Source organism: Peribacillus sp. NPDC096448 (genome assembly GCF_044762675.1).
In the GTDB taxonomy this organism is placed as follows: domain Bacteria; phylum Bacillota; class Bacilli; order Bacillales; family DSM-1321; genus Peribacillus; species Peribacillus frigoritolerans_B.
The window spans coordinates 273,128-298,892 of the sequence record NZ_JBIWEU010000006.1 but is presented as its reverse complement, the minus strand read 5'-3'; the positions used below and the strand labels follow the sequence as shown (position 1 = coordinate 298,892).

Below are 25,765 nucleotides of genomic sequence, written 5' to 3'. Positions count from 1 at the left end.
CATCGATTCGCTCGACTTGCATGTATTAGGCACGCCGCCAGCGTTCGTCCTGAGCCAGGATCAAACTCTCCGAAGAAATGTTTGACTTGCTCATTCGCTTTTTTGAAAGTGTGTGCTCACTTAAAATTTAACGTTGGCGCTTTGTTTTGTTCAGTTTTCAAAGAGCAATTTCGATGTCGTCTCTCTCAGAAGCGACTTCTATAATGTAACACATTCCGTCACATTTCGTCAACAACTTTTTTAAAAACTTTTCAACAACTTGTTAGCTGTTTAAGTTGCTGTCTTAGCGACAAGAAATAATATACCATGTACTAAAAATGTTTGCAATACGTTTTTAAAAACTTTTTTCAAAAAAAACATTATCACCTATTTCCTTCTATATATTCTTTACATCATCATCACATTCTTCCCCCCGCTATCCAGGCCAGCCCATGTTTTATGAATAAACGAAGCATATTTCCAAAGAAACACAAATAGTCATATATAGATATCTTTTTTCCATGAGGTGAAGCAATGAATCTGCCATTAATCGGATTACTTATTTCTTACAGTATGGCCCTTTACTTATTCAGTACCGCTTTTTATGAAGCCATCAAGTTCAGCAGAGAAAAAGGCAAGGTGAATGGTACGACGTTTTTATTCAGCTTTACTTTCGCTTTGATTTTCACACGGATCACCTATTTGTTTCACCCATATTAGATAAAAGCAGTAAGTCGGGAGACTTACTGCTTTTATACGGAGACTTGCGCCTCTTTATGTTCCTTGCTTTTCTTTTCATCCTTTAAGAACATCATCAAACCACCCAGTATGATGGTACCCCCAAGGACCTGCGTCCAGAGTATCGGTTCATCTAATATGAAGTAAGCCAGAATTGTCGCTCCCACCGGTTCAAGCAAGATTCCCATCGAAAGCGTCGATGTGCTTAACCATTTTAGTGACCAATTGAATAAAGAATGTCCTAATAAAGTCGGGAAAATGGCAAGCAAAACGAAATAGATCCAATCGGAAGCAGGATAAGGCGCCAATGCCTCTCCCTTGAAGATTACATAGAAAAACAAGGCGACGGCGCTGATTGCATACACGACAAATGTATATGTTATAGAAGAGATGCGTTTTCGGACATTTTGACCAAACAGTAAATAACCGGTTACCAGCGCACATGCGATAAGCGAAAGAATATCTCCCCAAAGCGCCATACCGCTGATTCTCAAATCACCCCAGCTAATGACAAGACTGCCTGCTATCGCAATGATGCCGCTCAATATCGCCTTCATTGAAAATCTTTCTTTAAAAAACAGGTAGGCTCCGGCAAAAGCAAATAAAGGCTGGAGGGTTACGAGCACAGTTGAACTCGCTACCGATGTGTAATTAAGCGATTCAAACCATAAAATAAAATGAAAAGCCAAAAACACTCCTGCCGCAATCGAATACAGCCAATCCTTTTTTTCAATGAATTTAAGTTCATGACGGTATTTCACCATGAAAACCGGTAACATAAGAAGGACGGTAAATAATAAACGGTAAAAGGCGATAACACCCGATGGAGCGGTAGCCAATTTAACAAGGATGGCAGAAAACGATACGGATGCCACACCGATCGCCAACGCTACATAGGGATTCACTTTTGGCATTTGCACTTAGATTCCTCCTTTCAACGGAATTACGTTACATAGAACTCTATTCTACTATGTTAAAATTATTAGGGTAGTTTTTTTTGAAAAACGGGTATATGGCAACAGACGATTTTATTCTTCGATAATAATTCGGAAGTGGTGAAACAAAATGGAATGGACATTCGACCCTCAATCGGAACTGCAAATCCTTATCAAATTGGGGATTTCAGCTCTCCTTGGACTAATTATCGGCCTAGAGCGAGAAATGAAACGAAAACCCGTTGGATTAAAAACAAGCCTGGTCATTTCAATCGTCAGCTGTTTATTAACGATCGTTTCCATGGAATCCGCTTATAAATTCCCGGGGAGCGACGACGTTAATATTACGATGGACCCCTTGCGTCTTGCGGCCCAGATCGTTTCTGGCGTCGGTTTTATAGGTGCAGGCGTCATTCTCCGGCGTGACAACAACAGCATATCCGGTTTAACGACAGCCGCCATCATCTGGGGAGCGGCGGGAATCGGGATCGCCGTTGGAGCTGGTTTTTTTCTCGAGGCCATAGCCGGCGTCATCTTATTGATCATTAGTGTCGAATTGGTGCCCGCAATCGTCACCTGGCTCGGACCGATGAAGTTACGGCAAAAAGAAATCTTTCTGCAGCTGGTTGTACAAAATAAAGATGACATTGCCGTCGTACTGAAAAAAATCAAGGATGAAAAAATATTCATCAAAAACCTTAGAATCAAAGATGTGTCAAATGACAACCACCTTTTGACCCTTAAAGTTCTGGTCGATCATAAAGTTAGAACATCGGAAGTGTATTACACTGTCTCCAATCTTAAGGAAATTGCACGGGTGGAGATTGAAAATGTATAATAAAAAAGCCGTTTGACTACCCTCAAACGGTTTTCTTAATCATTTTTGCAAAAATCTCATTTTTTATATTGACTTTTCACCAAAATCCGATAAAATAATTATTGTACCTCAATTCGGGGCATTAGCTCAGCTGGGAGAGCGCTACGCTGGCAGCGTAGAGGTCAGCGGTTCGATCCCGCTATGCTCCATATCCGAAAACCCTTGATATATCAAGGGTTTTTTCTTTTTGTCTCTTTGTCCACTACTGCCCCCGCTAATAATTCCTTCAAACATTGCGATAAAATTTTTATGTAAAAGCGCCATAAACGCTCATTTATTAAAAATCTCATTTACGAGCCATTTCTTCTCTAATGGCCGGAAGAACATCTGATAATCCTCACATTTTATTTTATGCTTCTTAGCCCAGATATAAAGACTCCTTTTATCAATGAAAAAAACCTACCCCCTTTGGAAGTAGGCGTACTCGATTTCATTTTCAAAAAAAGCATCGAAATAAACTTATAAATTAACAAACTAACAATCCTTCATGACAAACTATGAAAATAGGATGCGAGAAGAAGTCCTAGTCTTCGAACTCCCTCAATTATTTCTTTCTCATTGGCATAACTGAACGAGAGCCGGAGAAACTCGGTTCCATCGTTTTGATCCAAGAAAAAGTATTTCCCTGGAACATATGAAACACCCTCAGCCAGAGCCTGTGATAATAACTGCGACGTATCAACACCTTGAATTCTCACCCATACAAAGTAACCTCCATCTGGTACATACCAGGAAACGGATTCTGGAAAGAATTGTTCCATCGAACGGATTAACGCAGTGCATTTAGAACGATACATATCTTTTAGAAGGTCGAGCCGTTTCTCAAAATCGGTGTTTTCTAAGTATACAGCCATGGAACTTTGAGCAAATGGATGGTCTAAATCTTTTTTAAACCACTCTAAAGCCTTGATGAATTCACTTTCTCCCGCTATCCATCCAATTCGCATTCCTGGCGCAACAACCTTGGATAATGACCCGACTTGGAGGACCCGCCCGCATTTATCAATAGATTTTATTGGGGCCGGATTTTTATCGAAGGATAATTCCCCGTATGCATCATCCTCCAGAATGAGGAAATCATACTCGATGGAAAGCTCCAATAAATGCTTCCGGCGCTCAATTGTCATAGTCGTCCCAGTAGGATTTTGAAAGGTTGGGATTGTATATAGAAAACGCGGGAGGGTTAGACCTGTACGTTTCCTTTCATCCAGCATTTCTTTTAATCGGTATGTTTGGAGTCCCTGTTCATCTATAGGAATACTAATAATCTGTTTCGTATAGTTTTGAAAAATCTCCAAAGCCTCCATATAGGTGGGAGACTCTACCGCTACGACCGCTTTATCATCAAGAAGAACGCGGGCAATAAGATCAATCCCCTGGCAAGCTCCTGATGTAATCAAAAGCTGTTCTTCCAAAACGCAAATTCCACGCTCTGCCAATCTGTTCTGGATTTGCTGCTTCAGTTTTGGAATTCGTGGACTTCCGAGATAATGGAGCGGCAAATCCTGCTCCTCATCAAGAAGTCTGGCTACAGCTACCTTGAGCTCCTCAGCAGGAACGAGAGCAGGATCAGGATAGCCTGAACTCAAGCGAATACAACCATCCGGCAGATTTGGCATCCATGCACCGGGCGGATCATTCTTAAGTGCCGCTTTAATGTTCTCAGAAAAAAAAGATTCAACATTCACTTCAACCATACACCTTCCCTTCAATCAAACCTTGATTGATTCTCTCGTTTTTTAAAGATAGCTGCTTATTTACCATACAAATCAAAAATTCCCGCAGATAGTCATCAATCTTATGTAAAAATAACCTACTATTAATTTTAAACTTTCTTCTGATGAGAGACAACAATCCCTCTCTTTATATTTTCCAAATTCCGGAGTCCCTCTTACACGTAAAAAATGAAGAAAGGCAGATCGTCCGCCTTTCTTCATTTTTTATTCGACTCATTCCATTTCTTAACCATACGCTTCGGTGCCGCACGTAAATAGGCTTCTTGAATTAGATGGGTCAATTCATCCCAGTCTTCCCTATCCGGATTTTGAATGGAAACCCAACCGTGACGTCCTATATATGGGGTTTTGAAATATTTCTCTTTCTGTAGCAATAATTCTTGAGTTTCTCGATCTGACTTGAACGACAAGCTGAACCCTTTCTCGCTTTCACCAGAAATCACGAAGGATTTTCCATTGATCTTAAAAGTATTGTGACCGAAACCATCAATATGTTCAACAGCTTCTGGCAGTGCAAGGCAGATATTTCGTACATGATCAAGCATGGTTTCCGTGTCTTGTGATTTCATGTTTTAATTCACCTATTATCAACTCTATTTTGCATTCACATCTGGTTGATGAATTCCAAAAGTATTGCCTTCGGTATCAATATAGTATCCTTGCCAAGCCATTCCAGGCAGGGCGAATTTGGGCATTGCGACCTTGCCGCCATTCTCAATAATTTTAGCTTCCGTTAAATCGTAATTTTCCACGCCCATGGTACAAGCAAATGCATTTAACGCCTGGTGTGTTTCCGGCGGAGCACTATGGCGCTGCATCAAAGCGCCATCGATCCCGGGTTCATTCTCATCACCAGTTACCGCTCCAAAGTAAGGCATTCCTGCATAATCACTCCAGTCTTGAAATGACCATCCGAATACCTCTCCATAAAACGTCTTTGCCCGTTCCATGTCATTCACATGAATTTCAAAATGAACTATTCTTCCCATGATTTCCTCCTATGTTACATATGACTTAACCTTTCCTTACATCATTCAGTCTGACTTCACTTACCATCTATTATTATAATTTAAATGGAAATAAATTCAAAGAGACTAGAGCTCCATCCTACAATCAACCCGGGAACCGCTTTTCAATTTTGTATCCCAAATATTTGCGAAACTATGTGTATATTTTTGTGAAAGCTGGACGAGACTGCTAGTAAATCATTCTAGGAGGTTATCAAAATGTTTAGATTCGGGAAGAGAAAGCCGCGAAGCAAGGTCGGAAAATTTATCGATAAGCACGGATATACACAAGAGGAGTTTGTAAGTACATCAGGAATCTCACGAAATACGATAAGCAGAGTTTGCAGCGATCCCAAGTATGTGCCGTCAGCCGGGGTTTTAAAGAAAATCATGAAGGCGGTTCGAAGTATAGATGCAGGCGCAAAGGCAGATGACTACTTTGATTTGTAAAAAATGGCCCTAGCTTATGGCCGGGGCTAAATGTATTATTCAATTCTTGTTCATACTCTCCTTATCCATGCTCCCAAAATCCAAGCTTTCCTTTCGGGAATAAAGGCATGTCCTTAACTTCCCAGGGCGTCTCCACTTTGAAGTCAATTACTTTCAAACAAAATACCTTCATTTGACCGGTCCCAGCTTTTCAAATTTCTGGTGAAAAAGTTCATATTGAGATTCAACAACATCCCCTGAATTAAAATCCCCCACTTCCATTAGGAGCGGGGGATTTTCTTCATTCTAAGCTGATATGTATTTCTTGGGGTTCTTTTGTCCCTTTTAGACAAACCCTGCAGGGATTTCTTAAACAAGGGTTAGTTATCGATTAGGGACAAAAGGTTATGTATTCCGCTTGAGCTATTTTCGACCGACCATTTTCTTTATGAACTGAACCACAGGTGACACGATGGATTCATGTACATTTGTAAGCGCATAACCGATCAGCCCCATAATTACCAGGGCCATTATTAATCCTACTATCAATCCCGATGTTTCTCTAAGTTCTTCAAGTACAGCATCCATTCCTTATCCTCCCCGGCTTGCCGATGCACTTATTTTTACGGTTTTTCACCGATTTTACGTCTGAAAGCTTCATTTATCGTTTTTTCTTCGAACATTGACCGATTCTGTTAAATAAGGTTCATTATAACGCATTGGATGATTATGGTCGAGCCGCCACTTTTAAACGCATTCATTGAAGGCCTACACCAACATCGCTCACTACTAAAGGCTTTACCTCTAGCGTTTCTCTTTAAGTCAAAAGATAAACCTTCGTTTCATCTGAACATTCAAGGAGAAATGTAAACCTTTTCATTTGTCCAAAACCGACAAACAAATGACAGAATTATTGTTTTTTAAGAACATTGAGAATATTGTCGAAAAACCTTAAGCTTAATTTAAGAAATACATCTTCTTAGGGGGTGCGCTTTATATGGAAGCCATTACAAGGGACTTTTTCTTATTTTTATCTAAGAATAACCTGCTTAATAATATTGCTAAAAAAAGCGGAGGAAATTTTGCTGCTGGAAAGATCATTGGGGGAACTGATTTCCAAAGTTCCATTAAATTCATTAAACAACTTAATAATAGCGGCTTGTCGGTTACAGTCGACCATCTTGGGGAATTCGTTGATTCCAAGGAAGTGACTCAGGAACGGACGGCAGAATGCATCGAAACCATCGAAATGATCAGCAGGGAAAAACTTGATTCACAGGTTTCCCTGAAAATGACTTCTTTGGGACTTGATATCGATCATAAACTCGTGATTGAGAATATGACGAAAATTCTTGATACAGCCGAAAAACATAAAGTCATGGTCACGATCGATATGGAAGATGAAGTCCGCTGTCAGGCAACAATCGACATCTTTAGACAGTTCAAAGAAAAATACAGCTGCATAAGTACTGTTCTACAAGCATATTTATTCCGCACAGAGAAAGATTTGGAGGACCTTGGCCAATATAAGCCATTCCTGCGTCTCGTAAAGGGTGCCTACAAGGAATCCGCCGAGGTGGCTTTTCCCGAAAAGAATGATGTAGACGAAAACTATAAAAAGTTGATTAAGCAAAGTCTTCTTAACGGAAATTATACGGCCATCGCCTCACATGATGATAAAATCATCGAATATACAAAAGAACTGGCCAAGAAGTTTGACATCCCTAATACACAATTCGAATTCCAAATGCTTTATGGCATGAGGAACAAAACTCAATACGAATTGGTCAAGCAAGGTTACAAAATGCGCGTCTATGTACCATACGGTCTGGATTGGTATGGATACTTCATGAGAAGGCTTGCAGAAAGGCCATCCAATATTGCCTTTGCCTTCAAAGGGATGGTCAGAAGCTAAATATACATTCGACATTATTAATTGCTACAAAAAATCTATTAAAAGGTGTGATTATCAATGATTTCATATAAACACGAACCATTTGTTGATTTTACAAACGAGGAAAACAAAAAAGCATATCAGGAAGCACTTCAAACCGTTGAGGGCTATTTAGGGCAAGACTACCCTCTTTATATCGGGGCAGAGAAAGTGACGACTGATGATAAAATCGTTTCATATAACCCTGCAGATAAGCAAGAGGTCATCGGCCGAGTATCTAAAGCGAATAGGGATCTAGCTGAAAAAGCCATGCAGGAAGCTGTTACCGCTTTTGAAAGCTGGAAAAAAGTGAAGCCGGAAATCCGCGCTGACGTTTTGTTCAAAGCAGCTGCCATCATTCGCAGACGCAAGCATGAATTCTCTGCGTTATTGACGAAAGAAGCGGGAAAACCTTGGAATGAGGCTGATGCTGATACAGCGGAAGCGATCGATTTCCTTGAATTCTATGCCCGTCAAATGCTGACACTTAAAGATGGTGTACCTGTTCAAAGCCGTCCGGGAGAATTTAACCGCTATGATTATATTCCATTAGGGGTTGGCATCATCATTTCTCCTTGGAACTTCCCATTTGCGATCATGGCAGGTACAGCTGTTGCCGCTATCGTTACTGGTAACACAATCCTGTTGAAACCAGCTTCGACTACTCCTATCGTTGCTGCAAAATTCGTTGAAGTTATGCTTGAAGCCGGCCTTCCGGCAGGTGTGTTGAATTTCGTTCCAGGAAGCGGAGCCGAAGTGGGCGACTACCTGGTCGATCATCCAAAAACACGTTTCATTTCCTTCACAGGTTCACGTGATGTAGGTCTGCGCATTTACAAACGTGCTTCAGAAGTGAACGAAGGACAAATTTGGCTGAAGCGCGTCATCGCTGAAATGGGCGGAAAAGATACAATCGTCGTCGACAAAGAGGCAGATCTTGAATTGGCTGCTCAATCAATCGTGAAATCTGCATTCGGCTTCTCGGGACAAAAATGTTCTGCTTGTTCCCGTGCTGTCATCGTTGAAGATGTATACGATCAAGTTTTAGATCGCGCTGTTGAATTAACAAAACAACTTACAGTTGGTAATCCTGTAGAAAATCATTTCATGGGACCGGTTATCGATCAAGCGGCTTTTGACAAAATCATGAGCTATATTGAAATCGGGAACCAAGAAGGACGCATTCTGACTGGAGGAGAAGGAGATAGCTCTAAAGGCTACTTCGTTCAACCGACAATCGTTGCTGATGTCGCTCCGCAAGCCCGCTTGATGCAAGAAGAAATCTTCGGACCAGTCGTTGCCTTCACAAAAGCGAAGGACTTTAACGAAGCTCTTGAGATTGCCAATAACACTGAATATGGTTTGACTGGTGCTGTCATTACGACAAATCGCCTTAACATGGAAAAAGCACGCGAAGAATTCCATGTGGGGAACTTGTATTTCAACCGCGGCTGTACTGGTGCTATCGTAGGTTATCAGCCATTCGGCGGGTTCAACATGTCAGGAACTGATTCCAAGGCAGGCGGACCGGACTACTTGCAGCTTCATATGCAAGCCAAAACAACATCCGAAACGTTCTGATAATGAAAATGATTTGAAACCCCTTTGGTTTTCGTATCTTCCATTCTGGATACGGAAACCAAAATGAGGTTAAATGGAGGAAGTGACAAATAGGTTGCTTCCTCTTTTAAAACAAAAAATTATAAATTTCAACCTGAAGGGAGTCTTTTATGGATTACGCATTAATAATTTCGATCAGCATTTATATGGCTGGCATGCTTCTCATCGGTTACTTCGCTTACAAAAGGACTTCCAATTTAAATGATTATATGCTGGGCGACCGGGGTCTTGGGCCTGCTGTCACTGCATTAAGCGCCGGTGCCGCGGATATGAGCGGTTGGCTTTTAATGGGTATGCCTGGTGCCATGTTCGCAACGGGACTAAGTTCAATCTGGATTGTAATCGGTCTCACATTAGGAGCCTATGCGAACTGGCTGTATGTTGCACCTAGATTGAGGACCTATACGGAAGTCGCCAATAACTCGATTACGATCCCCGCTTTCCTGGAAAATCGTTTTGGCGAGGGCTCACAGATCTTAAGGCTCATTTCGGCTTTGGTTATTCTCATATTCTTTACCTTTTACGTTTCTTCCGGAATGGTATCCGGCGGAGTCTTATTCCAAAGTACATTCGGCCTTGATTACCATACAGGCCTATGGATCTTGACAGGCGTCACCGTTGCCTATACTTTATTCGGTGGATTCCTGGCAGTAAGCTGGACAGACTTTGTTCAAGGGATTATCATGGTTGTCGCTTTGGTTCTTGTACCGATCGTCACCCTTTTCCATGTTGGCGGTTTCGGTCCTTCCATAGATACACCACGTTCCATTGATCCAGCTCTGTTGAATATTTTCACGGGGACGAGCTTTTTAGGAATCATCTCATTGTTTGCTTGGGGACTGGGTTACTTCGGACAGCCGCATATCATTGTCCGCTTTATGGCGATCAGTTCTATTAAAGAAATCAAGAAAGCCCGAAGTATCGGGATGGGCTGGATGATTTTCTCCAGTATCGGTGCCATGCTGACTGGATTCATCGGAATCACGTATTATCACCAGAACGGACTCAAGTTAGCTGATCCTGAAACCATTTTCATAGAGTTAGGGGAAATCCTATTCCACCCGCTAATCACCGGTTTCTTGATTTCCGCAATACTGGCAGCCATCATGAGCACGATTTCTTCGCAGCTTTTGGTTACGGCCAGCTCTTTAACGGAGGATATGTACAAAACTTTCTTCCGTCGTTCCGCTTCAGATAAAGAGCTTGTTTTCCTGGGCAGACTTTCCGTACTGACCATATCCGTCATAGCGCTCATTCTCTCTTGGGAACAGAATGACACGATCCTTGGACTTGTCGGGTATGCTTGGGCTGGATTCGGATCCTCATTCGGTCCATTGGTCATACTGAGCCTCTGCTGGAAACGAATGACAAGATGGGGCGCTTTAGCAGGGATGATCGTTGGTGCCGCTACTGTAATTTTCTGGTCGATGGCAGGATTATCCGATATGATGTATGAAATGATTCCTGGTTTTGGCGCAAGCTTGATTGCCATCATCCTGGTCAGTCTTCTAACAGCGAAACCATCAAAAGAAGTAGAAGTGAAATTCGAAGAATTCGAAAAAACTTTAAAACAAAAATAAACCCCTAAAAGGAACGGTATTTATTCATATACCGTTCCTTCTTTGTTCTTGCCCCTATACACATCATTAGTTTAAAAGTATTATTAAACTAAGTTGTCATACACTTCAAAAAACTACAGGGGGCCATATATGTCATTAGAAAAAATCCTGACACTCACAAACATCAACGATATAACGGATATGGTCAGCACTTATTTAAAAAAACCAGTCGTCATCGAAAATGACCAATTTTTATTGCTGGCATACAGTTCTTATTATATCGAACACTTCGACCAAGCCAATCGGCAAACCATCTTCACAAAGCATTGGCCGATTCCAATTCTGGAAAAATTCATGGATGAGGGCATTGTCGAACAGCTTAAAACCGTGGAGCATCCATTTAGGGTGAAACAAATCGAGGAAATAGGGTTAAATCAAAGGGTCGTTGTGAGCGCCGTTCACAAAGGACAGGTCTTCGGGTTCATTTGGGTCCAAGAAACGGAAATGATGACAGATTCCGATCTGGAATTTTTACACGAGGTTTCCCATCATATCGGCAAGCTCCTTTATCAGAAAAAACAGATAAACATGAAAAAAGATGAAGAAAAAAATGAGTTTTATCAAAAGGTCATTGACGAAGTCTATCAAACGGAAAACCAAATAAAATGGGAAGCCGCCAATATGAGTCTTCTCATTCCGGAAACTTTCCTTGTCAATGTCTTTACCATCGCTCAATCCGATGCGGAACATTTCGATGAATTAGCGGATACAGTCAGTCTGTTCGCCAATGCGTTGAATCATTTTACCCATGTATTCACAAACCAATTGAAGATCATCGTCCTGATTGGCAGCAACGGAAAAGGGAAAGACCTGCTTACCGATAGCGCCAATGATTTAACAAACACCGTACTTTCCCAATTCACTGACAAAAAGGTATTCCCGGGAATCGGAAATGAGTATTCTTCGATTCTTCAATTAAGAAAATCCTATCTCGAAGCCCTGGAAGTGATCAACGCAGCCAAGTTCATCGGTGAACCTGAACAGCTCCCCTTCCAATATAGCAAGCTTGGGATTTTCCGTTACCTCGAAATGATCTCCAACCATCATGCTAAAACGAATTATATCAATACGGATTTAGAGATTCTTCAAAAGAAGGACCTGGAAAGCCAAACCAAACTCCTTCAAACACTGGAAATATATCTCTTGAACAATTGCCGGATCAAACCGACATCTGAACAGCTATACATTCATACCAACACATTGAAATATAGATTGAATCAAATAACCGATCTCACCTCAATCGATTTTGATGACTTTCATTCGAGAATGCAGCTATACATCGATTTACAGCTTATAAAGCAGAGATCTTAAAGAACGTCCCGTTTTTTAGTTCGGGTGATTCAATAAGCGAAGGAGAGAAGAAACATGGCGAGGTCTGCCAGTTTCTTCTCTCCTTCTACATTTTTGTACTTCTTTAATGCTTTTACCATATCAAGTTAATGTTTTTATATAATTTTTTAAAATCGGTTACTATTTATACAAGTTTCCTTCCAAAAGATCTTTCAAAGTGGTATTATCCAGCAGTTCTGCCACTTGATCTCTAATCAGTGCCCAAAGAGGTTTCAATAAACAGTTATTATCTTCAAGGGGACAATATTCATATGCTGTAATGCTTACACAACTCATAGGGGCAAGCGGTCCTTCTAAGTCCCGAATTACGTTTCCAATGATAATTTTATTAGGCAACTCCTTTAAGGTATACCCTCCGCGGACTCCCCTTTTACTTTTTACATATCCGTGACTTTTCAAATGTAATAGAATTTGTTCGAGATATTGGGGAGACACTAATTTGCACATATTCTCTCATCAATCGTCTATCACGCTTATGATTGACAACGATTCCCTCTCTGAATAAGGCTCGAGTAATCCGTTTATATCCATAGTAGATGTCTCTTATGAATGGCTAATATATGTTCTTTTATCAAAAAATTTTTTTCAAGTCTCAGAGACCGTCTAGACTGGCCCTTCCGCCATTTGTAGTAACCAGATCTTGAAACTTCCCGATTTTTAAAGCCACGCAAGTGGGTTTTTTCCTCAATCCATCGATCATTTGAAACCTTTCGGCTTTCAGAACCATTCCTTCCCATGTAGATTTGGATTGCGTTTTTTAAATAGTCCACCTGCGCTTTCAGATAAGCATTTTCTTCTTCAACACTAGAGAAATTCTTACGGTTACATACACCACGTTGTCTTCTAAAGGCTCATTTTTTTGCACTTTCTTTACCAATTCGATATTTGTGTATCACTTTTGATACCAAATCGCTCACAAAGCTGACAATATGACCAGCTTTCCTCCAACTTCAGACGAACAACTTCTCGCTTTAATTCTTCTGTATACTTTGAAAGGTTTTCCCCTTTTTTTCCATAGAAAAATCTCTCCCAGATAGACTGTTAAGAACATTTTATCATGCTCTCTTTTTACTCTGTCTACCTGTAGAGGATAATACCAATTTTAAATAGATGTAGATCTCTTTTACTACGAATTACAAATACACCGTTCCTTTGCACAGGAACCAATAAAAAATAACACTTTGAATAACCTTACCTCAGTATTTACTCTTCCTCTTCAGGTAAATTTGGCTCATATAAACCTAAAAAACAACTCGTAGTAAATGTAGCCACAGTCATAAATAGACCTGCCAGAGCAACTAAATTATAAAGATACTTTTTCATTAATAACTTTCCCCCTTTTTAATAATTTTTTATCCAATAGATGTATTATAGATGTACCAAAAGGTGTAATTGTAAAGGTCTGATAGATAAGGACCTGTCCTATTACTAAGGAATATGTATTTGGAATAAATAAACTCAAAATCATAAGCAATAATGCAATAGAAATAGATTTGAATTTATTTCTTTTTTTCTGAGTCTTATTAAAAATGTTTTCTTTTTTAAATAAGATTGGTGCGTATCTTATTATAAGAATGATTAGTAATGGATAAGAAAATATATGCCAATAATCTATATCAGTTATTGACGGAAAGTATTTCGAACTAAAAGAAATTGCAAGGATAAGAAAGATACTTGCTATCAGACAATGATTGAATTTGGAAAAATGAGCTCCTCCTGAAAACATCCTAAATATGGATATAGACACTAAGCATAGCAAAGTATAAGAAAATATATGTAAAAGAAATCCTAGAGATAAAACAATTACGACTTGGTAAATTAAAATAATCAGCATTTCTAAACCATAACGAATTTCCCCTTTTTTTCGCTTCAAACTCCCATCATTCGTTAGTATCTTCTTTGTTAATGCTTCAGATAAATCTTTAGGTGCCCAATACACGCCATTCCCCCAAATGAAACCATGATATTATAATCATTATATTAACATAAAATGTTAATGTGAATAATTATTCACAGTTCATTTAAAACAAATAAATCACCCTAAAACTAAAGAATTTGGCAATTATAGAACTAATTTAAGCCTTTATACGTACTTGTAGTATTTTAGTTCAATATTTATAAGATAATTTTATAACATACTATACTTAAAATTGGAAACTTAGCTTTTATTATCTTTTTTGAATTACATAATTAAAATATTTTAGAAAGGACGGTGGAGATACTGTCTGTTTATAGTCAAATGATTAAAGGATTATTAGAAGGGAGCATTTTGTCCTTAATTAATAAAAATGAAGTTTATGGATATGAATTAATCGAGAAATTGAGACAAGGTGGATTTAATAAAGTTGGAGAAGGCACTATCTATCCTTTATTACTAAGGCTACAGAAAGAAAAACTTATATCTGCATATTTTATGGATTCTAAAAATGGACCCAGAAGAAAATATTACAAAATAACTCCAGAAGGTCTTGAATCTTTAAAAAACTTTAAAGATGAATGGGGTAATTTAGAAAAGTCAGTGAACCACTTTCTAGAAAGAGAAGGAGTGAGAAATTATCAGTATGATCTATAAAGAAATTGAAAATCTAAAACTTAAATTAACTAAATGCAATAAACAGCAATTTGAAGAGTTTTGTTTATATCTTTCTAGCAGCGATTTAGATGCTAATAAGCGAAATGAAATTAGAGATGAGATATTGGATCATCTTCTAGAAGGCGAAAAAGAGGGGAAAGACTTTCAAGATTTATTTGGACAAAATCCTAGAGACTATACAAAACAATTAGTCGATCAACTTCCTAAAAGCTCCATAAAAGAAAAATTAACTTTTAGCTTTAGTCTACTTACAATATCAATAATTATTATTGTAGGTAATTCTAGTAATAATTCATATCTATTTATGGATGTTATTCTATTTTCCATTTTGAATGGAATTGTGGTTTTTGTTTTTTTTAAATTGACAAAAAGATTTGCTTTCAAAAATTCTATATTAAGTATTCTCATTTTGACCCTTATTATTCAAACTGCAGGTATCAGTTATTATTTTTTAAAAAGCTTTTTTATTGAAATTTTTTAGGACCATTTATAGCCCTAATAATCTCAGATAATACCTTTCTATACAAGAACAGTGGTTAAGATCGTATTTTATCATTTAAGATAAAATAAGTTCTTATTTTCAAATGATGTTTTTCCATTAAAAAATCACTTTGATAAAAGCTGTATTAAAATAGTTACCAAGGTGGATAGTCCTACACTATTCTAAGTACTCAAAATTAAAATATCTAACATTTATGGGGGAACTGAAAAGTGAAAAAAAAATTGATTATCTCTATCGTTTCATTATTCGTGCTTATTATACTGGGGATAAATGTATATTTATCTAAAGGAAGCGCTAGTAATAAAGAGGTAAATGTAAATGTTACTCAATTAAAAGAAATAACGTTAAAAAGTACTGTAATGATTCCTGGAACTCTAAGCTTAGCTAATGAGCAATACATATATTATGACGCTGAAAAAGGTAATGTAGATAAGATACATGTAACAGAGGGATCAATAGTTCAGGTAGGTACACCTATCCTTACTTATGAAAGTGATGAAATAGAACTTGAAAAAGAGCAACATAAACTAGGAAGAAAATCAAGTCAGTTACAAATTAACTCTTTAATCAAACAAATTGCAAATCTTAATGTAAAACAAAAGAATTTAGAAATAGAACTAGGTAAAGAAGAGGCCAAAAATCAAATTGATTCAGAACGTACTCAATTAAATTTAGACCTCGAAACAGCAAAGTTAGAATTAGAAAAAAACGATTTAGAATCAAAATCAATATTAAAAAAAGAGAAGAATTTAGAAGTGAAAAGTGACATTAAGGGAACAGTCCTAGAAGTTGATAAAGAGGCGGTTAATAATACAAGTGAAACACAGAAGCCTGTTATACATATTGGAAGTACATCTCAACATATAGCACGCGGTGTATTGTCAGAATATGATGCACTAAATATCAAGTCCGGTCAATCAGTAGTAATAACTTCAGATGTTTTACCTAATAAAAAATGGGAAGGAACAGTTAAACAAATTGATTATTTACCTCAGCAACAAGCGTCTTCCGATAGTACAAGTGAAAATGCTAATCAATATCCAATAGAAATAAAAATTGATGATCAAGATATTAGTTCCATAAAACCTGGATTTAAACTCTTGTTAGAAATTGAAACAACTAGTAAAAAAGCTAAATCTCTTCCAGTAAAGAGTATTGTAAATGAAGGGAGAAATAAATATGTGTATGTTGTGGAAAATAGAGAAGTTTCACGTATAAAAGTAAAGGTTGGAGAAACAACCAGCAAATTTATTGAAATTTTAAGTGGTGTTTCTGAAAAAGAAAAAGTTGTATCGAACCCCTCAAAAAAATTAAATGATGGCTTGAAGGTGAACATTCAATGATTGAATTAGTGGATATACATAAAAATTTCCATCTTAATCGAGAAGAGATTCCTATTTTAAAGAATATTAATATTAAAATAAATGATGGTGAATTTGTAGCTATTATGGGTCCCTCTGGATCCGGTAAATCCACATTGATGAATATTATTGGATGTTTAGACCGCCCTTCTTCCGGTTCATACATGCTAAATGAACAAGAAATTTCAACGTTTAATGATGAACAGCTTGCTCAAATAAGAAATAAACATATTGGTTTTGTATTTCAACAATTCCAATTACTTCCGCGACTAAGTGCTGTTGACAATGTAGAGCTTCCCATGATATATGCTGGCTTTTCGAGAAAAGAACGAAGAAAAAGAGCAGAAATAGCTTTACAAAAAGTAGGTTTGAGTGAACGAATAAATCATTTGCCAAATGAATTGTCAGGTGGCCAAAAACAACGTGTAGCAATTGCTAGAGCAATTGTCAATGAACCTTCATTAATTCTTGCAGATGAACCTACAGGAGCTCTAGATACCAAGACTAGTGATACAATCATGAAACAGTTTGCACAACTTCATCAGGCTGGAACAACAATCATCCTTATTACACATGAACTAGAAGTTTCAGAATATGCATCGCGAACCATCACTGTACGAGATGGAGAAATTTTAAATCTCAATAATAAGGAGAATCTAACAATATGAATATTATAGAAAATATTCGTATGGCATTGTCCTCTGTTTTAGCTCATAAAATGAGATCCATTTTAACAATGTTAGGTATTATTATTGGAGTTGCAGCCGTTATTGTAGTTGTAGCAATTGGGCAGGGTGGAGAACAAATGATTAAATCGAAAATTACTGGCCCAAACAACACAATAGAGGTCTATTATCAACCTTCAGATGAAGAATTGCAGTCTAATCCCAATATTATGGAACAGCCCGCTTTCACAGAAAGTGATGTAAACGACCTAAAGGATATATCCGGCGTGAAAAGTGTAGTTGCATCTAGCTCTACAAGTATGGAAACACACTATAGAGATAAAACTACAGATTCAACAGTGAATGCTGTAAATGAAGCTTATTTAACAGTAAATAAGCTAGAAGTTGCTAAAGGAGAAATGTTAACCAGTTCAGACTTCTTATCTGGTAATCGAGTAGGCGTTATTACTAACGAACTTAGTAAAGAGTTGTTTGACAAAAAAGATCCTATAGGAAATGTTATCTGGATTCAAGGTCAGCCAATTAAGATTATTGGTGTTACTCAAAAGAAAACTGGGTTTTTATCATTTGGGATGAGTGAGATTTATATTCCTAATAATACTTATAAATCGAGTTTTGGGAAGATAGATTATAGTGAAATTAGTCTTCAAGTAATTAATGCAAATCAGTTAGCCGAAGTGGGCGATAATGCAACAGCGTTATTAAATGAAAAACATTATACAGAAGATTCATATCAAGTCAACAATTTAAAAGAGATCGCAGATAGTATTGGAAGCATAACGAAAATTATGACTTTAGTGATTGGATCTATTGCCGGAATTTCCTTGTTAGTAGGTGGAATTGGAGTAATGAATATTATGCTCGTATCTGTTACGGAGAGGACAAGAGAAATTGGTATACGTAAGGCTTTAGGAGCATCAAAATCTCAGATTTTAACTCAGTTTTTAATTGAATCCATTACACTAACTCTTATTGGAGGTATACTTGGTATTTTATTAGGTGCAGGAGGTGCTTCATTAGTATCCCTTTTAGCAGGTTGGCCATCTTTTGTTTCTTGGCAGGTTGTTCTAGGAGGCGTATTATTCTCGATGACGATAGGAATTATTTTTGGAATGTTACCAGCCAACAAAGCTGCAAAACTTGACCCTATTGAATCTCTACGGTATGAATAATTCTATATTCGGTTATTAAGTACTTAATACATATCTCGGTTAGAGAGCAAATTAAAGTTTAAAAAATATTTATTAAAGATATTAAAAGCAGTGTTCTTTTTTAACGAACCTGCTTTTTTACTTATTTTAAATAAATAATACCTATACTTTATTCTTGAAGTAGAAGGTATATAGTAAATAAATTTCAACCCGCAATTATGAATAATCCCTATATGATTTAATCAACTTAAAAATGCACAGAATATAACATTGTTGGAGTTAGTATAGTTTCATGGACACATTTTAGTTAAGTCCTTACAATGATTTTTGAGAGGATGTGTCCGTCTTGTAACGTAAGAATACTAGTAAAAAATATAATAATGAATTCAAGAAAACTATTGTAGATCTTTATCACTCGGGTAATTCGGTCAAAGAATTAAGCTGCGAATATGTATCAGAAGTTACCATTTATAAAATGGGTTAAGGAATTTACTCCTATCGGTTTAGGGGAAGATTCCATGACTCCAAAGGAATTAGCAGCCATTATCAGTCCCTTCAAATAGTCGTATCAAATCCCGAACAGGAAAACAAGGAACTAACGAAGGAAATTCATCTCATTTACTTGGAAAACAATGGATGGCATGGGGCTCCGAAGATGCATGAAAGCTTATTAACCAAAGTTTTTCTCTAAGTTAAGCGTGTTCAACGTTTAATGAGCAAGGTGAGAATTCGTTCTATTACTAAGAAAAAATACCGTCCCTACCCATCTAAAGAAATGGTTATTCAATTGAATAATTTGCTAAAACGAGACTTCACTACTCAAACCATTAATGAGAAATGGGTAGCAGATATTACGTATATCCACACGTGCTTCGGTATCAGACCTTCATTCTAAGAAAATAATAGGGTATTCATTTTCTCGTTCAATGGCAACAGAACTGGTCATAAAAGCTTTTAATAACGCACACTTATCACAAAAGCCCTCGGAGAAACCTAGTTCTTCATACGGATCTTGGCCCACAATATACAAGCTGTGAGTTTACTCAACATATCCAAAACCATCATATTAAGCAACCCTTTAGAAAGGTTGCCCGTACGATAATGCCTTTATTGAATCCTTTCATCCCTATTAAAAAAGGAAGAAGTCAACCACGTACAATATCTAGATTATTAAACAGCTAAATTAGCTATGTTCCAATTTATTGAAAGTTGGTATAACCGAAAAAGAATTCACAGCAGCTTGGGCTATTAAACCCCTTAAGCCATTGAAGATCGAATTAGGAATACAGCTTTAGATTTAACTTTTTAGTGTCCAAAATATTGACTCAAATCCATTGTTTTATCTCCATTTATATGGGGATTAAGGTTTGTGCTTATAAAGTATATACATTAGATATATTTAGGTGTTATAAATCCCTCGACAGCGCCTGCTAACATTAGTAGTAATATGATAATTCCTATAGTAACCATGCTTCTTTTCCAATTCTTCTTTTGGAAATAAAATTTAAGCCCAATAAATCCTATGTAACCTGATAATAATAAGGCAGGAATTTCAAAGATTCCATGCGGCAATATACTTAAACATAAATCTACTATACTAGTCCCACTTAAATATTGACTTGCTATAACACCACCAAGCCAAAAGCCATTGATAACCAATACTAAAAAGGTTGAAAACCCAAAACAAAAAATCCCTGAAATTAACATAAGTGCAACTTTGAAATTTTGAATGAAAAAGAACACTGATCCGGAAATGCCTTCCCTTTTGCTATAATAATTACTGCTATTATCGATTGCTGTATTTACATCTGCGGTTAATACTAAACCTAATCCTAATACTAAACTTAAGAAAAAACATGAAACTGATAATAGTAATAGATATCTATCTTTTAATAATTTTTCCATATTATCACCTTAATATTTTTTTTGGGGGAGAATTTTGCTATAATAAATTAAGGGAAACGACGCACATCGTTCCCCTCGCTATAATTAATTTGTAAAAGCAATTGAATTAGTAGGCAACTGCAGTTTTCTTAGCGCCTTTACTCAATAATGACTTAGCTGTAAGGATAAGTGCAGATGTTAATCCAAAGCTCGCGAACATTGAAATCAAAGCTAATACTGTACTGCCTGCTTCAATTGCCGAAACGATAACGTTTGCCCAGTATTCAGAAATACCAAGTGCTCCTGTAATGTATGCTAATACGTCCATGAAGATCCCCTCCTCTTAAAGTAATTTCGTTTATTTATATTATTAATAAGCAAGTGCAGTCTTTCTATAGCCTTTTTGCAATAGTGATTTAGCCGTCAGGATAAGTGCAGATGTTAATCCAAAGCTCGCGAACATTGAAATTAAGGCTAATACTGTACTGCCTGCCTCAATTGCTGTAATGATAACGTTTCCCCAGTATTCAGAAATACCAAGTGCTCCTGTAATGTATGCTAACACGTCCATGAAGATCCCCTCCTCTTAAAGTAATTTCGTTTATTTATATTATTAATAAGCAAGTGCAGTCTTTCTATAGCCTTTTTGCAATAGTGATTTAGCCGTCAGGATAAGTGCAGATGTTAATCCAAAGCTCGCGAACATTGAAATTAAGGCTAATACTGTACTGCCTGCCTCAATTGCTGTAATGATAACGTTTCCCCAGTATTCAGAAATACCAAGTGCTCCTGTAATGTATGCTAACACGTCCATGAAGATCCCCTCCTCTTAAAGTAATTTCGTTTATTTATATTATTAATAAGCAAGTGCAGTCTTTCTATAGCCTTTTTGCAATAGTGATTTAGCCGTCAGGATAAGTGCAGATGTTAATCCAAAGCTCGCGAACATTGAAATTAAGGCTAATACTGTACTGCCTGCCTCAATTGCTGTAATGATAACGTTTCCCCAATAATCAGAAATACCAAGTGCTCCTGTAATGTATGCTAATACGTCCATGAAGATCCCCTCCTCTTAAAGTAATTTCGTTTATTTATATTATTAATAAGCAAGTGCAGTCTTTCTATAGCCTTTTTGCAATAGTGATTTAGCCGTCAGGATAAGTGCAGATGTTAATCCAAAGCTCGCGAACATTGAAATCAAAGCTAATACTGTACTGCCTGCCTCAATTGCTGTAATGATAACGTTTCCCCAATAATCAGAAATACCAAGTGCTCCTGTAATGTATGCTACCACTTCCATGAAATTCCCCTCCTTTAATCTTATTACTCTCTTTTTATTTATTAGTAAGCAATCGTTTGTTGCTTACCAATTTTTTTAATTAAATCTCTGAGTATACTAATAAGTGTTGAAGTTAAACCGAAACTTCCAAATACAGCTAATAATTGAGTTACAGTATCTCCAGCCATAATAGCATTTACAATTAATGTAGCCCAATAGTTAGAAATACCAAGTGTTCCTACTAGATTAACGATCATCTCCATGTTCTCACCTCCCTTCAGTGCAAAAAAAATATACTTACTATCTTCTTCTAATTAAAGAAACCTATTAAGACAGAAGATAGAGTTAAGAATATTAACCAAGTAGAGAAAATAATCAACATACTTTTCTTTCTGGTTACTCCAATACATACGCTAGTTCCTAATGCAATAATGAAGTAACTCCATATACTAAATATTTCAATATTAGAAAAGAAATTCAGTAAAAATGGAGAGTCTGTAAAAGGCTTTATTGTAAATCCTAAACTAGTAATAGGCATTTCAACTGTATCTTTATTGATAAAGATTAAGTTAATCATTTTCCCAATAATTAGAGGTATCTGGGCAACCATTACTATATGAAATAGTCCTTTAAATGTAACTCGAATTTGTGTAAGAAATAATATTACTTTATATATTAAAGTGGAAATTAAAACTGTAAATACAAATTGAAATATACCTACTAATGTAGTTCCCATAACCATGATCAGCTGGCTTTTTTCATTTTGTAACTCTTTTGGAAGAGTAGAACTGATGTCGTTATTCATTAATAAATGTTGCGAAAGAAAGAAAGTTACAATTCCATATAGAACTAGAATGATAAATATATTAATTCCTAGTTTCCTTTCAGTTTTTAACTTATTAAAAAAAGTAACAGGATTGAGTAAGACTTTAATTAAACTAAGTGGGTGGGTAGTGGAGAGTAGAATAGCTTCTTTCTTTTCCATTACCTCAGAATCATTAAGCATTAAATATCCTCCTATTCATTTGTTGTTTCCTGAATAAATAGTACAATAAAAATTGAAAAAATAAACATTTTTTAGATATTATGGTCGTTTTTTGTATTTTCAGGGATAAATTCATTAATATTAGTGACCAAAATAAAAAGACTAAATCCTTTACTTTTTATAAGGATTTAGTCTTTTTTTAATTTTTTCTTCTAATAAATTCGTAAGTAGTTATGGAGAAGACTATAATAATTATCAAAGAAATTACCATAATATCTTTTAACTGGCTCTGATAGATAGCTATTATCAAAGGAGGTGACGCAAATAATAAAAAAATAAATGTAGCTAGCATGAAAAATTTTTTAGTCATTTTGAGTTTCTCCTGTCATATTTAAAATTGAAATAAAGTATTCTTCTAAATTTTCACTTTCCTTAAAAATGCTCGATATATCTCTTTCCTGTTTAATAATTTTTCCTTCGTTGATTAAGACAAGTGCATCACAAAATGTTTGGGCAACTTCTAATTGATGAGTAGATAGTAAAACTGAGTTTCCCTCTAAAGTATAGTCTTTTAAAATAGATTTAATTTTTTTCATATTTACTGGATCTATTCCAGATATAAATTCATCTAAGAGTAATACACTTGGTTTATTTAATAAGCTGCCAAGTAAAGCTAGTTTTTTCTTATTACCCAATGACAAATTCTTAATTATTTTATCAACCTCTTTATCCAATTCGTAATAAGTGATGCGCCCGTTTACTACTTCATCAGATATATCTAAATTAGTCAGCTCTATAATGAATTTAAGGTATTCACGTCCAGTTAATTCTTCATATAAATATGGGTAATCAGGTATAAAAGTAACCTCTTTTTTCATATTTTCTATACTTTTATTATTTATGAATACTTCACCTTCATCTGGAATGAGAAGGCCCATGGCAATCTTTAAAGTCGTCGTTTTTCCTGCTCCATTCTGACCAAGAAATGCTGTGATTTTCCCTTTTTCTATATTGAATGAAATATTATTTAATATTATTTTTGATTCAAAGAATTTACTAACATTTTGAAAGATTAAAGAATCACACATAACTTACCTTCTCTCTATAAATTTATTTGCTCTAAGGTGGACTTTTTAGATAGTTGATTAGAGATAATTAACAACAAGATGCCAAATGATATGAAAAGTATTATTACCACCGCACCCCACTGTATACCTAAGTAACTAAATAAACCTATAGTATCCACTAACAATAGAGCTGTGGGAACCATCAACATAGGAATAATAAAACCTACAGTAGAAAAACGAATTATATCAGCTATAATTTTTTTGTCAGCATAATCGTCTAATTGTTCAATATTGCTGTAATTAAAATGAGGTCTAATGACTCCTGGTAGAAACATTAACAAAGAAAAGAAGAAAAAACTGATCACATGCAACAAAAGAGTTAAAGTACTTAGCATAAGATTCATATGATTTATAAAGAAAAAAACAATGTCAGCGATAATTAACAATGGTAGGCTTGTAAGAGTAAAGAAATGAAATCTATATTTAAATACATCCCATAATGACTTTCCATTTAATAAATAGGTGATAACTTGTTTTCCTTCTCCATCTAAAGAAAACATTCCGTTTAACTCTGTAAAAATTGAATATACATAAAAGTAAGTTATAAAGAACAAATAAAATGAGATGATTAAAAAATATATATCTTCACCATAGTTGAGGGTCTGTAATAGCCCTGTGACGGTTCCCCAGATTATCCAAAATAAAAAGGAGCCTAGTACAGCTGGGAACCTGTAGCGTAGGTATTCAGTTCGATAATGGTGTTTAGCTAAAATTTCTGTATAAGATGTTCCAGGAATTAATTTTGATAAAAAACTGTTTATATATTCTATTTTTATAAAAGGGTAATATGTATTCGTCTTATTACCACTTACCTTTGATAATATAAAGATGAACACAACAAGTACTCCAAAAAACATAGCTAATTTTAATAAAGAGTTATAGTGGATTCCGTTAAATAAAATATTTGTAAACAGGTTATAAGGCATGTATGGATGTAAAAAAATCGTTGATATGGGTTTGAAAATATTAATAACGACATCTACTCCTTCATTTATCCATTGATTATAGTTTTCATAATCAACATGATTACTTGTCAGAGGAAATTTCTTGACCCAAGGAGAAATAATTTTTCCAATTAAAAATGCTAAGTAGACTGTAATTAGTCTAAGAACAATATTAGTTGCTGTTCTAAACAGAAAATTCCATTTATACTGCTGCAATTGAATATATTTGTTATGCAAAATAGAAATTAAGAGGGTTAAAAGTAAATAACTGAGTAAAGTGAGGATGATTAACCCTATAAGATATAACCAATTTACTTGAGTAACTATTCCCAGTGCTATTAAAATGGGAATGTAATTAAAAATAAAGTCTTTAGTGTCCCATACTATAGACTCTAAATATAGAAAGATTTTTGCTTTAGATTTTCTAATTTTAAGAGTAATAATCAGCCAATCTTGATCTTTAGATTGAAGTTGCCATTTAGAGGAATTCATTCCTGAAATTAATGCAAATATTATAATTAAAAAGAACACTATAGACCACAAAACTTCATAATGATCTTGTATAGTAGATAAAAACTTGAAGATAACACTAATAACTAAACCTTGTTTAACTTGATTATTAGTGAAGTGCTCATTAAATACTGTATATTTTAAAAGAAAGTAAGTTCCAAAAAAGATTAGAAAAGAATTAAATATATTTTGGACACAGACTAAAACCCATAAATTTTTACCAACGGATAAATTCCTAAAAACCTTAATATAATTCCACTGATTCTTCCATCGAATAATTAGTTTCCACTTCAACCACTTAGTAATCATGTCATCACTCCCTTACTATATTGCATTACCATGTAGTAGATTATAAAACTTCTTACAACAATTTAAAATAAACAGATATTCTTGTCTATACTTTCTTCCTAATTAGGGTTTTTTTAGGCTTATTAAGACCAAATTGTTGCGCATTTAGCTGAGCAAAAAAATCCAAATACTATTATTTTACGTATGGATTATTCGAATAATGATATTTTGA

The 25,765-nt window shown here is 35.9% G+C and carries 30 protein-coding genes, 1 tRNA gene, 1 rRNA gene and 2 pseudogenes; 14 read left to right on the top strand and 20 right to left on the bottom strand.

Features of this window, described 5'->3' with window-relative positions; genetic code table 11:
* Positions 1-76 (bottom strand): 16S ribosomal RNA (locus ACIQ0C_RS13285); the annotation flags it as partial.
* Between the two features lie 437 nt (positions 77-513).
* Here ACIQ0C_RS13285 and ACIQ0C_RS13280 point away from each other — a divergent pair.
* Entirely contained in the window at positions 514-699 is a 186-nt protein-coding gene (locus tag ACIQ0C_RS13280; protein ID WP_034310479.1) for a hypothetical protein, read from the top strand.
* Positions 700-731: 32 nt separating this feature from the next.
* Here the strand turns inward: ACIQ0C_RS13280 and ACIQ0C_RS13275 are convergent, their stop codons facing one another.
* Positions 732-1,631: a DMT family transporter gene (locus tag ACIQ0C_RS13275; protein WP_048683347.1), complete on the bottom strand. Its 900-nt coding sequence runs from the start codon at positions 1,629-1,631 to the stop codon at positions 732-734.
* A gap of 151 nt (positions 1,632-1,782) precedes the next feature.
* Between ACIQ0C_RS13275 and ACIQ0C_RS13270 the strand changes: the two genes are divergently transcribed.
* Both ACIQ0C_RS13270 and ACIQ0C_RS13265 read left to right on the top strand, forming a co-directional pair.
* Positions 1,783-2,490, top strand: a complete 708-nt coding sequence (locus ACIQ0C_RS13270) for an MgtC/SapB family protein (protein WP_402836332.1) — start codon at positions 1,783-1,785, stop codon at positions 2,488-2,490.
* Positions 2,491-2,605: 115 nt separating this feature from the next.
* A tRNA-Ala gene (locus ACIQ0C_RS13265) sits at positions 2,606-2,678 on the top strand.
* 336 nt (positions 2,679-3,014) lie between these two features.
* Here ACIQ0C_RS13265 and ACIQ0C_RS13260 read toward each other — a convergent pair.
* The 3 genes from ACIQ0C_RS13260 to ACIQ0C_RS13250 all read right to left on the bottom strand — a co-directional run bounded on the left by ACIQ0C_RS13260 (position 3,015) and on the right by ACIQ0C_RS13250 (position 5,254).
* Entirely contained in the window at positions 3,015-4,217 is a 1,203-nt protein-coding gene (locus ACIQ0C_RS13260; RefSeq protein WP_403060543.1) for an aminotransferase-like domain-containing protein, read from the bottom strand.
* 245 nt (positions 4,218-4,462) lie between these two features.
* On the bottom strand, positions 4,463-4,834 hold the full coding sequence (locus ACIQ0C_RS13255; RefSeq protein WP_403060522.1) for an MmcQ/YjbR family DNA-binding protein: 372 nt from the start codon (positions 4,832-4,834) through the stop codon (positions 4,463-4,465).
* Between the two features lie 24 nt (positions 4,835-4,858).
* On the bottom strand, positions 4,859-5,254 hold the full coding sequence (locus tag ACIQ0C_RS13250) for a VOC family protein (RefSeq protein WP_403060519.1): 396 nt from the start codon (positions 5,252-5,254) through the stop codon (positions 4,859-4,861).
* Positions 5,255-5,491: 237 nt separating this feature from the next.
* Between ACIQ0C_RS13250 and ACIQ0C_RS13245 the strand changes: the two genes are divergently transcribed.
* Positions 5,492-5,722 carry a helix-turn-helix domain-containing protein gene (locus ACIQ0C_RS13245; RefSeq protein ID WP_402836311.1) on the top strand — a complete coding sequence of 77 codons (231 nt, stop codon included), beginning with the start codon at positions 5,492-5,494 and terminating at the stop codon, positions 5,720-5,722.
* A gap of 402 nt (positions 5,723-6,124) precedes the next feature.
* On the opposite strand, the gene ACIQ0C_RS13240 is transcribed toward ACIQ0C_RS13245, so the two are convergent.
* Positions 6,125-6,289 (bottom strand): hypothetical protein, encoded by a 165-nt coding sequence (locus ACIQ0C_RS13240; protein ID WP_153246116.1) that lies wholly within the window; start codon positions 6,287-6,289, stop codon positions 6,125-6,127.
* Positions 6,290-6,698: 409 nt separating this feature from the next.
* On the opposite strand from ACIQ0C_RS13240, the gene ACIQ0C_RS13235 reads away from it, so the two are divergent.
* The 4 genes from ACIQ0C_RS13235 to ACIQ0C_RS13220 all read left to right on the top strand — a co-directional run bounded on the left by ACIQ0C_RS13235 (position 6,699) and on the right by ACIQ0C_RS13220 (position 12,184).
* Positions 6,699-7,616: a proline dehydrogenase family protein gene (locus ACIQ0C_RS13235; protein WP_095394596.1), complete on the top strand. Its 918-nt coding sequence runs from the start codon at positions 6,699-6,701 to the stop codon at positions 7,614-7,616.
* Positions 7,617-7,673: 57 nt separating this feature from the next.
* Complete coding sequence (pruA, locus tag ACIQ0C_RS13230) at positions 7,674-9,215, top strand: L-glutamate gamma-semialdehyde dehydrogenase (protein WP_403060515.1); 1,542 nt, start codon at positions 7,674-7,676, stop codon at positions 9,213-9,215.
* A 149-nt stretch (positions 9,216-9,364) separates the two neighbouring features.
* Complete coding sequence (putP, locus tag ACIQ0C_RS13225) at positions 9,365-10,834, top strand: sodium/proline symporter PutP (RefSeq protein WP_403060512.1); 1,470 nt, start codon at positions 9,365-9,367, stop codon at positions 10,832-10,834.
* Positions 10,835-10,963: 129 nt separating this feature from the next.
* A complete protein-coding gene (locus ACIQ0C_RS13220; protein WP_402836306.1) occupies positions 10,964-12,184 on the top strand; it encodes a PucR family transcriptional regulator in 1,221 nt (406 codons plus the stop codon).
* Positions 12,185-12,343: 159 nt separating this feature from the next.
* Here the strand turns inward: ACIQ0C_RS13220 and ACIQ0C_RS13215 are convergent, their stop codons facing one another.
* The 4 genes and pseudogenes from ACIQ0C_RS13215 to ACIQ0C_RS13200 form a co-directional block, all read right to left on the bottom strand.
* Positions 12,344-12,670 carry an RrF2 family transcriptional regulator gene (locus ACIQ0C_RS13215; protein WP_403060509.1) on the bottom strand — a complete coding sequence of 109 codons (327 nt, stop codon included), beginning with the start codon at positions 12,668-12,670 and terminating at the stop codon, positions 12,344-12,346.
* A gap of 1 nt (position 12,671) precedes the next feature.
* Positions 12,672-13,258 (bottom strand): annotated as a pseudogene (locus ACIQ0C_RS13210) (IS3 family transposase); the annotation flags it as partial.
* Between the two features lie 168 nt (positions 13,259-13,426).
* Positions 13,427-13,546 carry an AgrD family cyclic lactone autoinducer peptide gene (locus ACIQ0C_RS13205; protein WP_402836305.1) on the bottom strand — a complete coding sequence of 40 codons (120 nt, stop codon included), beginning with the start codon at positions 13,544-13,546 and terminating at the stop codon, positions 13,427-13,429.
* Positions 13,527-14,162: an accessory gene regulator ArgB-like protein gene (locus ACIQ0C_RS13200; protein ID WP_403060506.1), complete on the bottom strand. Its 636-nt coding sequence runs from the start codon at positions 14,160-14,162 to the stop codon at positions 13,527-13,529. Before ACIQ0C_RS13200 ends, ACIQ0C_RS13205 begins: the two co-directional genes overlap by 20 nt.
* Positions 14,163-14,462: 300 nt before the next feature.
* Between ACIQ0C_RS13200 and ACIQ0C_RS13195 the strand changes: the two genes are divergently transcribed.
* The 6 genes and pseudogenes from ACIQ0C_RS13195 (at position 14,463) to ACIQ0C_RS13170 (ending at position 19,768) form a co-directional block, all read left to right on the top strand.
* On the top strand, positions 14,463-14,795 hold the full coding sequence (locus tag ACIQ0C_RS13195) for a PadR family transcriptional regulator (protein ID WP_403060540.1): 333 nt from the start codon (positions 14,463-14,465) through the stop codon (positions 14,793-14,795).
* Positions 14,785-15,297 (top strand): DUF1129 family protein, encoded by a 513-nt coding sequence (locus tag ACIQ0C_RS13190; protein WP_403060503.1) that lies wholly within the window; start codon positions 14,785-14,787, stop codon positions 15,295-15,297. Before ACIQ0C_RS13195 ends, ACIQ0C_RS13190 begins: the two co-directional genes overlap by 11 nt.
* Before the next feature lie 230 nt (positions 15,298-15,527).
* Positions 15,528-16,661: an efflux RND transporter periplasmic adaptor subunit gene (locus ACIQ0C_RS13185; protein ID WP_403060500.1), complete on the top strand. Its 1,134-nt coding sequence runs from the start codon at positions 15,528-15,530 to the stop codon at positions 16,659-16,661.
* Positions 16,658-17,347 carry an ABC transporter ATP-binding protein gene (locus tag ACIQ0C_RS13180; protein ID WP_403060497.1) on the top strand — a complete coding sequence of 230 codons (690 nt, stop codon included), beginning with the start codon at positions 16,658-16,660 and terminating at the stop codon, positions 17,345-17,347. Before ACIQ0C_RS13185 ends, ACIQ0C_RS13180 begins: the two co-directional genes overlap by 4 nt.
* Positions 17,344-18,537: an ABC transporter permease gene (locus ACIQ0C_RS13175; RefSeq protein ID WP_403060494.1), complete on the top strand. Its 1,194-nt coding sequence runs from the start codon at positions 17,344-17,346 to the stop codon at positions 18,535-18,537. The genes ACIQ0C_RS13180 and ACIQ0C_RS13175 overlap by 4 nt, the downstream gene beginning before the upstream one ends.
* 376 nt (positions 18,538-18,913) lie before the next feature.
* A pseudogene (locus tag ACIQ0C_RS13170) lies at positions 18,914-19,768 on the top strand (IS3 family transposase).
* A gap of 137 nt (positions 19,769-19,905) precedes the next feature.
* Here the strand turns inward: ACIQ0C_RS13170 and ACIQ0C_RS13165 are convergent.
* From ACIQ0C_RS13165 to ACIQ0C_RS13120, 10 genes are all read right to left on the bottom strand, one after another.
* Positions 19,906-20,421, bottom strand: a complete 516-nt coding sequence (locus ACIQ0C_RS13165; protein WP_403060491.1) for a stage II sporulation protein M — start codon at positions 20,419-20,421, stop codon at positions 19,906-19,908.
* 106 nt (positions 20,422-20,527) lie between these two features.
* Positions 20,528-20,728 carry a circular bacteriocin, circularin A/uberolysin family gene (locus ACIQ0C_RS13160; RefSeq protein WP_403060488.1) on the bottom strand — a complete coding sequence of 67 codons (201 nt, stop codon included), beginning with the start codon at positions 20,726-20,728 and terminating at the stop codon, positions 20,528-20,530.
* 42 nt (positions 20,729-20,770) lie between these two features.
* On the bottom strand, positions 20,771-20,971 hold the full coding sequence (locus tag ACIQ0C_RS13155) for a hypothetical protein (protein ID WP_403060486.1): 201 nt from the start codon (positions 20,969-20,971) through the stop codon (positions 20,771-20,773).
* Between the two features lie 42 nt (positions 20,972-21,013).
* Positions 21,014-21,214, bottom strand: a complete 201-nt coding sequence (locus tag ACIQ0C_RS13150) for a hypothetical protein (protein ID WP_403060486.1) — start codon at positions 21,212-21,214, stop codon at positions 21,014-21,016.
* A gap of 42 nt (positions 21,215-21,256) precedes the next feature.
* Positions 21,257-21,457, bottom strand: coding sequence for a hypothetical protein (locus tag ACIQ0C_RS13145; RefSeq protein WP_403060483.1), 201 nt, complete (start codon positions 21,455-21,457; stop codon positions 21,257-21,259).
* 42 nt (positions 21,458-21,499) lie between these two features.
* Positions 21,500-21,700: a hypothetical protein gene (locus ACIQ0C_RS13140; protein ID WP_403060480.1), complete on the bottom strand. Its 201-nt coding sequence runs from the start codon at positions 21,698-21,700 to the stop codon at positions 21,500-21,502.
* A gap of 41 nt (positions 21,701-21,741) precedes the next feature.
* The gene (locus tag ACIQ0C_RS13135) at positions 21,742-21,942 is read right to left on the bottom strand and encodes an uberolysin/carnocyclin family circular bacteriocin (protein WP_403060477.1); all 201 of its coding nucleotides are present in this window, start codon (positions 21,940-21,942) and stop codon (positions 21,742-21,744) included.
* Positions 21,943-21,989: 47 nt separating this feature from the next.
* A complete protein-coding gene (locus ACIQ0C_RS13130; protein WP_403060474.1) occupies positions 21,990-22,685 on the bottom strand; it encodes a YIP1 family protein in 696 nt (231 codons plus the stop codon).
* Between the two features lie 341 nt (positions 22,686-23,026).
* On the bottom strand, positions 23,027-23,752 hold the full coding sequence (locus ACIQ0C_RS13125) for an ABC transporter ATP-binding protein (RefSeq protein ID WP_403060471.1): 726 nt from the start codon (positions 23,750-23,752) through the stop codon (positions 23,027-23,029).
* Between the two features lie 14 nt (positions 23,753-23,766).
* Positions 23,767-25,554, bottom strand: coding sequence for a hypothetical protein (locus tag ACIQ0C_RS13120; protein ID WP_403060468.1), 1,788 nt, complete (start codon positions 25,552-25,554; stop codon positions 23,767-23,769).
* Positions 25,555-25,765: the final 211 nt, after the last annotated feature.